Origin of the sequence: Polynucleobacter sp. AP-RePozz3-80-G7, assembly GCF_018882145.1 — a bacterium.
GTDB lineage: Bacteria > Pseudomonadota > Gammaproteobacteria > Burkholderiales > Burkholderiaceae > Polynucleobacter.
This window is the reverse complement of sequence record NZ_JACVPC010000001.1, coordinates 1-12593: the sequence shown is the minus strand read 5'-3', so window position 1 is coordinate 12593 and position 12593 is coordinate 1. Positions and strand designations below refer to the sequence as shown.

The window sequence follows — 12593 nt, the reverse complement described above, 5'->3', positions numbered from 1 at the left end:
AGTGCATAGTCGTTCATCTATAGCCTGATTCATACCTATAATGAGTCATGGCTATATTTGAACTAGATGGAAATGCCCCTCATTTAGCTGAGGGTGCTTGGGTTGCCGACAGCGCAGAAGTGATCGGTAAGGTTGAACTTCATCAAGATGCGAGTATCTGGCCTAAAGTCGTTATCCGCGGCGATAACGACCTCATTCAAATCGGCGCAGGCAGCAATGTGCAAGATGCTTCTGTTTTGCACACCGATCCAGGCTATCCACTCATCATTGGTAAGCAGGTCACTGTTGGTCATCAAGTGATGCTGCATGGTTGCTACATCGGAGACGGTAGTTTGATTGGCATTGGCGCGGTGATTTTGAATGGCGCAAAGATTGGAAAAAACTGTCTCGTAGGTGCGGGCGCGCTTGTTACCGAAGGAAAAGAATTTCCGGATGGCTCCATGATTTTGGGGACTCCCGCTAAGGCGGTAAAAGAGTTGACCCCGGAGCAGATTGCTGGCATCCACGATATCGCTGGTCGATATGTCAAAAATGCGCAGCGTTATATGAAGACGCTGAAGAAAATTTCCTAATCTCTTAACTATCACTCGTTAAATATTTTGCTCTACGTATTTAATGTAGTTCTCCCAGTATTCCTACTCATATTGATTGGGTATGTTGGTGGGCGTACTGGTAAGTTAGGCATTAATGCTTCAGTTGAGCTCAATCGTTTTGTTGTTTGGTTGGCATTGCCTGCGCAACTGTTTAACTTTGCCGCCAATAGTGGATGGCAAACGCTTTGGCAACCTGGTTTCATCACTGCTTTTTTTCTAAGTTGTTTAATTGTTTTTCTACTGGTGCTCTTGGTAAGCTGGGTATGTCATCGCGATTTAGCGGCAGCCAGTTTCGATGGCCTCAGCGCCTCTTATTCAAATACTGGGTATATGGGGATTCCCTTGTGCGCACTTGCCCTTGGCCAAGATGGTTTAGCACCTGCGATTATTTCCACCTTCATTGTGTTTGTCATGTTTGCTTTGGCGACGGTCTTGATTGAGATTGGCATCTTGTCGCATAAGAAGCCGCATGAGATTGGTTTAAGCGTCATTAAATCGCTTTGCACTAATCCCTTGTTAATAGCTCCAGTTGCGGGTCTATTGTGGGCCTCGAGCGATTTAACTTTGTATGATCCGATTGCACAAGTAATTGCGTTCTTAGCTGCCGCATCAACACCTTGCGCTCTCGTTTCCATCGGTTTATTTCTGATGCAAAAAAGTACTGCCGCTCCTGCTCGGGCTTGGGGTATCAGTTTGGCAAAGTTGATTCTTCAACCCTTGATTGCTTGGGTCATTGCGGGCCCCATCTTGGAGTTGCCAGCATTGTGGGTAAGTGCCATCGTCATACTCAGCGCGCTACCCACTGGTACGGGCCCCTTTATGTTGGCGCAGTACTACAAGGCTGACGGTAGTGTGATTTCTAGAGTGGTACTAATTACTACCGTGAGTTCTTTGCTGACGCTCTCTTTATTTTTGTGGTGGAGCAACGGGATTTAGTCCCTCAGCATCCATTTGTTTTTCCCAAGAGGCATCGTTAAAGGCGGGCAATGTCATGCATTCATGAAAGATTCGCATGAGAGTGGGGTAAGGCTTTACATCTACTCTTGCGCTTAGTGCATTAAAGAGTTGGGGCACTAAGCAGACATCAATCAAGCCAGGTTGATCGCCATAGGCAAATCTCCCAACCCGTGGATCAAGACTTAATTGCATCTCTACACTTTCGAGTCCAACCTTGATCCAGTGCCCATACCATTCATCCTTCGCCTCACTGCTGATGCCGAGTTTCTTGATCAGATAACGCAACACCCGTAAATTATTGATTGGGTGAATATCGCTCGCAATATCCATTGCAATAGCACGCACCCATGCGCGATCAATCGCTAGTGTTGGTAGAAGTGCTGGCTCAGATTGAATCTCTTCGAGGTACTCAATAATGGCTAAGGATTGATGAATACTTTTTTTGCCATCTTCTAGAAGAGGCACTAGGCGACTGGGATTTTTCTTGCCATACTCCTCGCCCAATTGATCTCCACCATTTTTACCGAGATGTACGGGAATGATTTGATAATCCATACCCTTGAGATTGAGGGCAATGCGAACCCGAAAAGCGGCGGAGCTGCGCCAAAAGCTATACAGCTTGGAGGTCATATCAACACCTTATTTGCACTCATAGCTGACAGTATATTGAGGATGGTCATTCAAGTCTGTGCTCAGACAAAGTGCATTAGACTCAATGTTATGGAAGACATTAATTTCTGGATTGGCATCATTGCAACCATGGCCTTTGCGGTAACGGGTGTCTTAGCTATTGCAGATCGTGGCGTAGACCTCTTTGGCGTCTTGGTACTGGGTTTAATTACCGCCATTGGCGGCGGCACTATTCGCGACATTATTTTAGAAGCACCCATTTTCTGGTCTGAGAACCAAATGTATGTGTGGCTTGCACTCGGCGCTAGCATCCTCACCTTCTTTGCAGAATCTTTCTTTACCCAACCGCAAATTTATCGGTGGATGCTGTATATCGACGGATTTGGTGCTGCTCTCTTTGCGATTCAGGGTGCTGATAAGGCATGGAGTATGGGTTATGGCCTGCCTGTGGCGCCAGTCATCTTGGGTGTTATTACTGCAATTGGCGGTGGCTTATTGCGCGATGTCTTAGCTGGTAGAAAAACACTCATCATGTCGCATGAGCTTTATGCCATTCCAGTGACTTTAGGTTGCTGCGCGTATGTTCTGGTGCTGAACTTTTTACCCCAGTATGTTGTTGAGGGCTCCGTGATCTGTATGCTCGGAATTTTTGGACTGCGCGCAGCTGCTATTTATTGGGATCTGCACGTACCCAAAATGTTTATTACTAAAACGCGTTAATTGCATCAACGCTGGGCTCATAGGTGTTGCGTCGCTACCTCTAATTCCCAAATATCTCGGGAAAACCCCGATCCTATTTGATGGGGAATTACCCTAACTAGTGGATTTCTTTGAATTTTTTCAAAGCATAATCGATCCGTTGTTATTTATTTAATAAAAATAGTTAGGAGCTACTGATGTCAACATCAACTAAAGCAGCCCCAATGACCGCTGAAGAACGCAAAGTTATCTTTGCATCATCTTTAGGTACGGTTTTTGAGTGGTACGACTTTTATCTTTACGGTTCACTTGCGGCAATTATTGCTAAGCAATTCTTCTCTGGCCTAGATGCTGGCTCTGCCTTCATTTTCGCTTTGTTAGCGTTTGCTGCTGGTTTCATCGTGCGTCCATTTGGCGCGTTGGTGTTTGGTCGTCTCGGCGATTTGATTGGCCGTAAATACACCTTCTTGGTAACCATCTTATTGATGGGCGGCGCAACTTTCATCGTGGGTATTCTGCCTAACTATGCAACCATCGGCGTTGCTGCTCCAGTGATCTTGATCGCATTGCGTATGCTTCAAGGTTTGGCTTTGGGCGGTGAGTACGGTGGTGCTGCTACTTACGTTGCAGAACACGCTCCTCATGGTCGTCGTGGTGCATACACAGCTTGGATTCAGACAACAGCTACCTTAGGCTTGTTCCTCTCCTTGCTAGTGATTTTGTTCACACGTGAATTCACTGGCCCAGACTTTGAGGTTTGGGGCTGGCGCGTTCCTTTCATCGTTTCTATTGGATTGTTGGCAGTTTCTGTATGGATTCGTTTGTCCATGAATGAATCTCCAGCTTTCAAGAAGATGAAAGAAGAAGGCAAATTGTCTAAAGCGCCATTGACAGAGTCATTCGGTCAATGGAAGAACTTGAAGATTGTGATCTTGGCATTGTTTGGTCTGGTTGCAGGTCAAGCGGTAGTTTGGTACACAGGCCAGTTCTACGCTTTGTTCTACCTCACACAAGTGTTGAAAGTAGATGCTAAGACAGCGAACTTGTTGATTGCTGGTTCATTAGTAATCGGCACACCATTTTTTGTGGTCTTCGGTAGCTTGTCTGACAAGATCGGTCGTAAAGTGATCATCATGGGCGGTTTGTTATTGGCTGTAATTACTTACATCCCTAACACCCCTGTTTCCGTGTTTAATGCTTTGACACACTTTGCTAACCCAGCGTTGGAAAAGGCAATGGCAACAGCGCCAGCAACTATTACTGCTGACCCGGCTGAATGTACATTCCAGTTCAACCCAACTGGTACAGCGAAGTTCACAAGCTCTTGCGATATTGCAAAACAAGTGATGGCCTCGAACTCTGCTAGCTATACAACTGTTGCGGCTCCGGCTGGTGCCACTGCTGTTGTGAAAATTGGCGATATCGAAATCCCTGGATATACATCTAAGGGCATTGATCCTGCTGAAGCAAAAGCGAAAGATGCTGAGTTTAAAAAGGCAATTCGTGAGGCTTTGAACAAGGAAGGCTATCCTGTTAAGGCTGATCCAGCACAGATTAACTACGTTGCTGTATTGCTCTTATTGGTGTACTTAGTGCTCTTGGTAACCATGGTTTATGGCCCAATCGCTGCGATGTTAGTTGAGATGTTCCCAACTCGTATTCGTTATACCTCTATGTCCTTGCCATACCACATTGGTAACGGTTGGTTCGGTGGCTTGTTGCCAACGATCTCCTTCGCCTTGGTAGCGCAAAACGGTAACATTTACTACGGTCTCTGGTACCCAATCATCATCGCTGCGATTACATTGGTAATCGGTACACTGTTTATACGTGAAACTAAAGACGTAGATATCTACGCACGTGACTAAGCGGATTGACTAAGATTCCTTAGTCTGCATCAAATAAGAAACCCGATCAGAAATGGTCGGGTTTTTTTATTCCCACAAATCTTTTTGATTGCGACCGTTTAAGAGCTTTTGATTTTGCTGGGCAATAGAGGTTTCTCTTGGACCCGGAATTAAAGTAATTTCAGTTCCAGCAGTGAGAGCTCCAGTTTTGAGTACTCGCAAATACCAACCACTAAAGCCAGACTGCAGCATGGCTTTGCTTGCACCCTTATAACCAACGGCAGCGTTGAATTTGAAACAAGGCTCACGTAGTTTGACTACAGCAAATTCAAGCTCGCCAACAACCAATTTATCCCCAACAAACACTTCTGTTTCTAGCAGGCCTTCGATCGTGAAGTTCTCGCCGATGGCACCATATTGCAAATCAACTGGCTGCTTAGTTTCTCTGGTGAGTAGTTGATTCCAGAAAATGTAATGCTCTGCTGGATAAACATAAATGGCTTTTTCAATTCCGCCGTGTACTGATAGGTCAGCTTGCTCATCACCTTTAATGCCCAGTGGAGTAATTTCAACTAGAGCAAGATTTTCTAAATCACTGACCACCTTCTTGCGAATGGCTGAAGCAACTGATTTGTAATTGGGGTGGTGATTGCCAAACAAAGGAGCTACTTTGCTGGTGGATATAGAAAGAAGTCTCATGAGATGAATGGGGGCTTAAGAGATATTTATTAGTAACGGCAGCGAGCATCACTTTTGTACTTAGTGAAATACACAATGAGATCAGCTTCGGACTTATATTGGGTGTAATAAATCACGGCACGGGCATCGCCCTTGTATTTTGTATAGAACCAAACACCCGGATCGTTATCACTGGAGTATTGGGTGTCATACACAATGCAGTTTGCTTCGGATTGGTACTTTGTGACAAAGACTTTGGCATTGGCCTCTGATGGGTAATTGGTGATGAAGATTTGGGCTGCAGAAGCGGCGATAGGGAAGCAGTTACTCAAGAGCAGGAAACTGAGAAGGCGCAAGAGAAATGAATTCATTATTTGAGAATATTACGCTTTCTACTTTTTAGGTGTTCATCTGGCTGATATGATCACGGGATGAATTCCTCTCAAAAGAAATCTGTTTTTGTATTGAGCCAATTGGCCTTGATATTTATTTGTGCCATAGCGAGTTCAAGTATTTACGCTAAGTGGGATGAAGAGCGCGACATGACTACCAATGGCAAAGAGGAGTTGGTCTATTACTTCAAGACCAACGACCAGGGTCAAAAGCTCGTTTTAGATAAGTATGTAAAGCGCCTCATTTTTATACGTCCCGATAAGTTTTATAAACGCTCAATCAAGCAAATCAAGATTGATGGGGTGGCAGTAGACGTTAATAGCGACCCTTTTTCGCATTACCCTGATCAAACCGCGATTGTGTTTGAGAACAAGGATGAGGTCCTGAAAAAGCTCTTTTTAGCCAAGAAAATCGAATTTAATGTCCTTTATGGCCGAGATGAGGCTGTCAGCACCTTTCAGATCAAATAGGCGCTTAGACGCCCCTGAAGGCAAAAAGGCTTGATTCGTTTAGACAGATGCATGCCGATCATTTACAATAACGAGTTCGGCGAATTAGCTCAGCTGGTTAGAGCGACGGAATCATAATCCGCAGGTCCGGGGTTCAAATCCCTGATTCGCCACCAAATCTAAAGGCCATTGCCCCTCGGCAGTGGCCTTTTTCTTAGGTTGCTAGGTATATGGCTAAATTTTGGAACTTTGTTATTTTCCAGCTTGGTTGGTTTGCCTGTGTATTGGGCGCAGCCAATAAAGATGTGCTTTGGGCGGTAGTTGCTACCCTAGCCTACATTGCTTTCCACGCCTGGCGCTCACCTTCTCCCAAAACAGAAATCAGCCTTTTATTTAAAGCCTTTGTCTTTGGTTTGGTGGCCGATACTCTCATCATGCATCTGGGCTACCTGGATTTTCGGAATGATTGGCCGTCACCGTACTTGTCGCCTCTCTGGATGTGGGTCTTGTGGGTTTTGGTGGCAACCACCATTAATGGCTCCTTGACTTGGTTGCGCGGCAGACCTGTTTTAGGGGCTGTTTTAGGAGGTATTGCTGGTCCGATGTCCTATGAGGCTGGTATTCGGATGGGCGCCGGATCCTGGGTTCCTGGTGGCGAAATCACTGGATTTATCCTAGTAGGGGTGGTCTGGGCTGTTGCTATACCCCTCTTTTTCTATTGGGATCGAGTCAATCAAGTGCAACCTAGTCAAAAATCCGTAAATTCAGTTTAAAAGACGCTTGCAAAGACCACTGTTTTTATATACAGTAACTCCTAAGTTGTTACACAGTAGATAAAACTTCGGGAAAAAGCCCAGTACATAGCGAAAAGGGAATAAAAAATGGCCTTGGATAACAAAAAGCAATCAGCCTCTTCAGAATTTGAAGGAATGAGCGGAGACAAGCAAAAAGCATTAACTGCAGCACTGGCACAAATTGAGAAACAGTTTGGTAAAGGCTCAATCATGAGATTGGGCGATGCCGAAATTAGCCAAGACATTCAGGTGGTGTCTAGCGGTTCACTCGGATTAGATATCGCTCTTGGAGTTGGTGGTCTTGCGCGCGGTCGCGTGATTGAAATCTACGGCCCAGAATCTTCTGGCAAAACCACTTTGACATTGCATGCGATTGCAGAAATGCAAAAGCTTGGCGGCACTTGCGCGTTTATTGACGCAGAGCACGCATTAGATGTGCAGTACGCATCTCGTCTCGGCGTGGATGTAAATAATTTGTTGATCTCTCAACCGGATACTGGCGAACAGGCATTAGAAATTGCAGATGCATTAGTTCGCTCAGGTTCTATTGATTTAATCGTCATTGACTCTGTTGCTGCTTTGGTTCCAAGGGCTGAGATCGAAGGCGATATGGGTGATTCTTTACCAGGCTTACAAGCCCGTTTGATGAGTCAGGCCTTGCGTAAGTTAACTGGTGCTATCAAGCGTACCAACACTACTGTGATCTTCATTAACCAGATTCGTATGAAGATTGGTGTGATGTTCGGATCCCCAGAAACTACTACTGGTGGTAATGCGCTGAAATTCTACGCCTCTATGCGTTTAGACATCCGTCGTATTGGTAGCATCAAAAAAGGCGATGAGGTTGTTGGTAATGAAACCCGTGTGAAGGTTGTAAAGAATAAAGTTTCCCCTCCATTCCGCGAAGCAATTTTTGACATTATGTACGGTGCTGGCATCTCTAGAGAGGGTGAAATTATTGATATGGGTGTAGAAGCTGACCTCGTTGAAAAGTCAGGCTCTTGGTATAGCTATAACGGTGATCGCATTGGTCAAGGTAAAGACAATGTGCGCGAGTTCTTAAAAGAGAACCCAGCCATTGCTAAAGATATCGAAGCAAGAATTCGCGAGAAATTAGGCGTTAAATCCGGTTCAGCAGTAGTAACGGATGTGCTGAGCGAGGAAGAGGAAGTCGAATAATTCGATGCAAGAGTTAAGTAGTAATCAGAAGGTTAAACAAAGCCCGAGTCTCAAAGCTCGGGCTTTGCGCCTTTTGTCGCAGCGAGAATACAGTCGCAAAGGCTTAGCCGCAAAGTTGGCAGAATCAGAAGCAAGATGGGGTAAGTTAGGCGGTGAGCAGGCTGAGCAAACGCCTGAATCCAGAGATTCTCAGATTGAAGCGGTTTTGGACGACTTTGAGGCAAGAGGCTGGTTGTCTGACGAGCGTTTTGCTGAAGCGCTGGTTCGCCGCCGTAGCGAGCGCTACGGGATGAGAAAGATTGCCGATGAACTCGATAGGGCTGGGGTGGATGCCAAAAAGTCAGCTGTACTTCTTGGGGCCTTAAAAGAGACCGAGTTTCAGCGCGCCTTTGATCTCTGGACCAGGAAATACGGCATACGCGCTCAGGACCAAAAGGAGAGGGCTAGGCAGTACCGCTTCTTGGCATCGAAGGGTTTTGGCTCGGAAGTGGTGGCAAAAGTGATTGGCGGTCAATGCCCAGATTAGGGCAATTACGGATCCGTAGAGGCAATTTGCGGCATTGCAGCATGCTAGACTTATGAAGTCGGTCAAGCCGTTCGCATTTATTCAAATTTGGCTAATTTAGCTATTTCTAGAGTAAGTATGGGAGCAAGGCAACATCGGTTTAACTAATCCTCATCGCTTGCTAAAAAAGATACCGTTTCGGAGTAATTATGAAAATTCACGAGTACCAAGGCAAAGAACTTCTTCGCCAATTTAATGTGCCAGTTCCTAATGGCATCCCTGCATTCAGTGTTGATGAGGCGGTGAAGGCTGCTGAAAAACTGGGTGGCCCAGTATGGGTTGTGAAGGCCCAGATTCATGCTGGTGGTCGCGGTAAAGGTGGCGGCGTGAAGTTAGCAAGAAGCATGGATGAAGTGAAAAAATACGCTTCTGAAATTTTGGGCATGCAACTCAAGACGCATCAAACTGGACCAGAAGGTCAAAAAGTAAATCGTCTCCTCATTGAGGATGGCGCTGACATTAAAAAAGAGTATTACTTCAGCATCGTTACAGACCGCGGAACACAGAAGAATGTGATCATGGCTTCTAGCGAAGGTGGTATGGATATTGAGGAAGTTGCCGAATCTCATCCAGAAAAAATTATTAAAGTATTTGTTGATCCAATGGTTGGCTTGACAGATGCGGATTGCGATATCGTTGCTAAAGGTATTGGCGTGCCCGAGGCATCCATCCCAATGGCTCGCGATGTATTTAAGAACTTGTACAAGACTTACTGGGATACCGATGCTTCACTGGTTGAAATCAACCCATTGATTCTTGAGGGTAACGGCAAGATCAAGGCTTTGGACGCGAAGTTCAACTTTGATCCAAACGCATTGTTCCGTCATCCAGAAATCGTTGCGTACCGCGACATTGATGAAGAAGATGCTGCTGAAATTGAAGCCTCTAAATTTGACCTCGCTTACATCTCATTAGACGGCAATATCGGCTGTTTAGTGAACGGTGCAGGCTTGGCGATGGCGACAATGGACACCATTAAGTTGTTCGGTGGCGAGCCAGCGAACTTCTTGGACGTTGGTGGCGGTGCTACAGCAGAAAAAGTAACTGAAGCATTCAAGATCATGTTGAAGAACAAGAGTGTTGAGGCAATTTTGGTCAACATCTTCGGCGGCATTATGCGTTGCGACGTGATTGCTGACGGCGTTGTGACTGCATGTAAAGCAGTCAACCTAACAGTACCTTTGGTTGTGCGTATGAAAGGTACAAATGAAGAGCTAGGCAAGAAAATTCTTGCAGACTCTGGTTTGCCAATTATTAGCGCCGATTCAATGGCTGAAGCTGCTACCAAGGTGGTTGCTGCTGTTGCCAAAAACAAATAATCCAGGAATTTCAATATGTCTATTTTGATCAATAAAAACACCAAAGTCATTACACAAGGTATCACTGGTAAGACCGGTCAGTTCCATACTGAAAAATGTCAGGAATACGCAAACGGTAAAAATTGTTTTGTTGCAGGTGTAAATCCTAAAAAAGCGGGTGAGTCTATTTTTAATATTCCTATTTATGGGACTGTTAAAGAAGCTGCTCAGCAAACTGGTGCAACGACTTCCGTTATCTATGTTCCGCCTCCTGGTGCTGCTGCTGCGATTTGGGAAGCTGTTGAAGCTGACCTCGACTTTGTGATCTGTATCACTGAGGGCATTCCAGTGCGCGACATGCTTGAAGTGCGTAACAAGATGCATGCTAAGGAAGCTGCTGGAGGTAAGAAGACTTTATTACTGGGCCCTAACTGCCCAGGCATCATCACTCCAGACGAACTCAAGATCGGCATCATGCCTGGCCATATTCATAAGAAAGGCCGCATTGGTGTTGTTAGCCGTTCCGGTACATTGACTTATGAAGCAGTTGGTCAGTTGACAGCTATTGGCTTAGGTCAGTCCACAGCAGTTGGTATTGGTGGCGACCCAATTAACGGCTTAAAGCACATCGACATCATGAGAATGTTCAATGAAGATCCAGAAACAGATGCTGTGATCATGATTGGCGAAATCGGCGGTCCAGACGAGGCGGAAGCTGCTCGCTGGTGCAAAGACAATATGAAGAAGCCGGTAGTTGGCTTTATCGCCGGCGTAACAGCGCCTCCAGGCAAGCGTATGGGTCACGCAGGTGCCTTGATTTCTGGTGGTGCGGATACTGCGGATGCCAAGCTTGCTGTAATGGAAGAGTGTGGCTTCAAAGTAACGAAGAACCCTTCAGAGATGGCTGCTTTACTAAAGGCAATGTTGTAATTAGTAATAAGGAAAAGGGTGCTGATAAAACAGCATCCTTTTTGTAGTGTCAGCAGTTAAAACATAAAAATAACGTAGGGAGACGACTCATGGATTTTTCAGTATTTTCAGGCCCTGCATTTTGGGCTGCACTTTTGTCAATCATTGTTGCCAACATTTTGTTATCTGGTGATAACGCAGTAGTGATTGCATTGGCATCACGCAATCTGCCAGCAAATCAACAAAAGAAAGCAATTTTTTGGGGTAGTGCAGCAGCCATTATTTTACGTGTGATTTTGACAATCACTGCGGTACAACTCCTCAGTCTTCCTTATCTAAAAATCGTTGGCGCTATTTTGCTGGTCTACATTGGCGTGCAATTATTAGCTGATAGCGATGATGAAGCTGAGATGGATGGCCACTCTAATATCTGGGGCGCGATACGCACAATATTGGTAGCTGACTTAGTGATGAGTTTGGACAACGTTATTGCTGTAGCTGCCGCTGCTCAAAAGGGTCCTGAAGAAACTCGTTTAGCCCTTTTAATCATTGGTCTTGGTCTTTCTATCCCGTTGATCATCTTTGGTAGCACTATGCTTTTAAAGGTGATGGATCGCTTCCCTGTCATCATTACTTTGGGGGCTGGTTTATTAGGTCTATTGGCTGGCGGTATGTTGGTGGAAGACCCGGCAATCAAAGATTCTATTCAAGGCGCAATGGAAGATGCTCACATGATTTTTGAGGGCATTGGAGTTGCTATTGTGATCTTGCTTGGTACCTATTTGAAGAAAAAGAATCGCGCTAAAGCATAAGATTCTTCAGCCTTCCCCCGAATCAGAAAAGCCAGCGATAAAAGCTGGCTTTTTTTACGACTGAATATCTTGAGAATTAAAGGTTTAGACTCGATGATGAGGCATTTGACCCCGGGAGCTAGAAAATATGCAGATTCAAGATATTCAAAAACTAGAAAACAGTGAAGAAGTTGGATTTACCTTGATTGAGGTAATGGTGGTTGTGGCCATCATTGGCATTTTGGTTGCGGTAGCCGTTCCTCAGTATCAAGACTACATTGCTCGAAGTAGGGTTGTAGAAGGTATGAATTTATCCTCAAGCGCTAAGCTTGCGGTGACAGAAGCTTTTGCAAGTCGCGGCACTGTTCCGATGGATGATGCAACGAATGGCGGTTTTACTTTTACGCCAACACGCAGCGTTAAGTTAATTGAGATCACACCCTCGGGTGCGATTGCGATTGACTATCAAGTCAGCGTGGCGCCTGAAGGTAAAAATACACTTCATTTAGTGCCAACTAACGAGCCGGATGCAAATTCGCCTAAGCCCATTGATTTGTCCAGGCCAGAGGGAGCAACTTGGGCGGGTGGTTGGTCATGTAGGTCTTCGGAGACTAATCTGATACCGCAGTTACTGCCTTCAGAATGCAGAATAAGTAAATAAGGAACTAAATAAAGAGCCGCTTCATTGAACTGACCCCCAAAAGTTGGACATTATGTCCAACCAAGGGGGTTTTGTTTTATGAGCAAGTACAGCAAGCAGTTCAAGCTAAAGGTAGTTAAAGAGTTTCTAAGGTCAGGCGGTCTTAGGCGG

Annotated in this window: 15 protein-coding genes and 1 tRNA gene; 13 read left to right on the top strand and 3 right to left on the bottom strand. The window is 45.4% G+C overall.

The window, feature by feature from the left end:
• The first annotated feature begins 47 nt into the window (after positions 1-47).
• Both ICE90_RS00080 and ICE90_RS00075 read left to right on the top strand, forming a co-directional pair.
• The gene (locus ICE90_RS00080; RefSeq protein WP_215321019.1) at positions 48-572 is read left to right on the top strand and encodes a gamma carbonic anhydrase family protein; all 525 of its coding nucleotides are present in this window, start codon (positions 48-50) and stop codon (positions 570-572) included.
• 27 nt (positions 573-599) lie between these two features.
• On the top strand, positions 600-1529 hold the full coding sequence (locus ICE90_RS00075; protein ID WP_216190562.1) for an AEC family transporter: 930 nt from the start codon (positions 600-602) through the stop codon (positions 1527-1529).
• On the opposite strand, the gene maiA is transcribed toward ICE90_RS00075, so the two are convergent.
• Positions 1500-2180 carry a maleylacetoacetate isomerase gene (maiA, locus tag ICE90_RS00070; protein ID WP_215321017.1) on the bottom strand — a complete coding sequence of 227 codons (681 nt, stop codon included), beginning with the start codon at positions 2178-2180 and terminating at the stop codon, positions 1500-1502. The genes ICE90_RS00075 and maiA overlap by 30 nt on opposite strands.
• 90 nt (positions 2181-2270) lie before the next feature.
• On the opposite strand from maiA, the gene ICE90_RS00065 reads away from it, so the two are divergent.
• Together ICE90_RS00065 and ICE90_RS00060 are read left to right on the top strand one after the other, a co-directional pair.
• Positions 2271-2900: a trimeric intracellular cation channel family protein gene (locus tag ICE90_RS00065; protein WP_215358619.1), complete on the top strand. Its 630-nt coding sequence runs from the start codon at positions 2271-2273 to the stop codon at positions 2898-2900.
• Between the two features lie 176 nt (positions 2901-3076).
• Positions 3077-4747, top strand: a complete 1671-nt coding sequence (locus tag ICE90_RS00060) for an MFS transporter (protein ID WP_216190561.1) — start codon at positions 3077-3079, stop codon at positions 4745-4747.
• A gap of 66 nt (positions 4748-4813) precedes the next feature.
• On the opposite strand, the gene ICE90_RS00055 is transcribed toward ICE90_RS00060, so the two are convergent.
• Together ICE90_RS00055 and ICE90_RS00050 are read right to left on the bottom strand one after the other, a co-directional pair.
• Positions 4814-5425 carry an MOSC domain-containing protein gene (locus tag ICE90_RS00055; protein WP_216190560.1) on the bottom strand — a complete coding sequence of 204 codons (612 nt, stop codon included), beginning with the start codon at positions 5423-5425 and terminating at the stop codon, positions 4814-4816.
• A gap of 29 nt (positions 5426-5454) precedes the next feature.
• Positions 5455-5775 carry a DUF6150 family protein gene (locus ICE90_RS00050; protein WP_216190559.1) on the bottom strand — a complete coding sequence of 107 codons (321 nt, stop codon included), beginning with the start codon at positions 5773-5775 and terminating at the stop codon, positions 5455-5457.
• 60 nt (positions 5776-5835) lie between these two features.
• Here ICE90_RS00050 and ICE90_RS00045 point away from each other — a divergent pair, with 60 nt between their 5' ends.
• The 9 genes from ICE90_RS00045 (at position 5836) to ICE90_RS00005 (ending at position 12443) form a co-directional block, all read left to right on the top strand.
• Entirely contained in the window at positions 5836-6267 is a 432-nt protein-coding gene (locus tag ICE90_RS00045) for a hypothetical protein (protein ID WP_216155516.1), read from the top strand.
• Between the two features lie 78 nt (positions 6268-6345).
• Positions 6346-6422, top strand: a tRNA-Met gene (locus ICE90_RS00040).
• Positions 6423-6476: 54 nt separating this feature from the next.
• Complete coding sequence (locus ICE90_RS00035; protein ID WP_215321011.1) at positions 6477-7019, top strand: DUF2878 domain-containing protein; 543 nt, start codon at positions 6477-6479, stop codon at positions 7017-7019.
• Between the two features lie 114 nt (positions 7020-7133).
• Complete coding sequence (recA, locus tag ICE90_RS00030; RefSeq protein ID WP_370623815.1) at positions 7134-8219, top strand: recombinase RecA; 1086 nt, start codon at positions 7134-7136, stop codon at positions 8217-8219.
• A gap of 4 nt (positions 8220-8223) precedes the next feature.
• Positions 8224-8745 (top strand): recombination regulator RecX, encoded by a 522-nt coding sequence (gene recX / locus ICE90_RS00025; RefSeq protein WP_216155200.1) that lies wholly within the window; start codon positions 8224-8226, stop codon positions 8743-8745.
• Positions 8746-8933: 188 nt separating this feature from the next.
• Positions 8934-10103: an ADP-forming succinate--CoA ligase subunit beta gene (gene sucC / locus ICE90_RS00020; RefSeq protein WP_011903667.1), complete on the top strand. Its 1170-nt coding sequence runs from the start codon at positions 8934-8936 to the stop codon at positions 10101-10103.
• 15 nt (positions 10104-10118) lie between these two features.
• A complete protein-coding gene (sucD, locus tag ICE90_RS00015) occupies positions 10119-11012 on the top strand; it encodes a succinate--CoA ligase subunit alpha (RefSeq protein ID WP_072582760.1) in 894 nt (297 codons plus the stop codon).
• Positions 11013-11101: 89 nt separating this feature from the next.
• Positions 11102-11803: a TerC family protein gene (locus ICE90_RS00010; RefSeq protein WP_215321007.1), complete on the top strand. Its 702-nt coding sequence runs from the start codon at positions 11102-11104 to the stop codon at positions 11801-11803.
• A 127-nt stretch (positions 11804-11930) separates the two neighbouring features.
• Positions 11931-12443, top strand: coding sequence for a pilin (locus ICE90_RS00005; protein ID WP_215321005.1), 513 nt, complete (start codon positions 11931-11933; stop codon positions 12441-12443).
• Positions 12444-12593 lie beyond the last annotated feature (150 nt).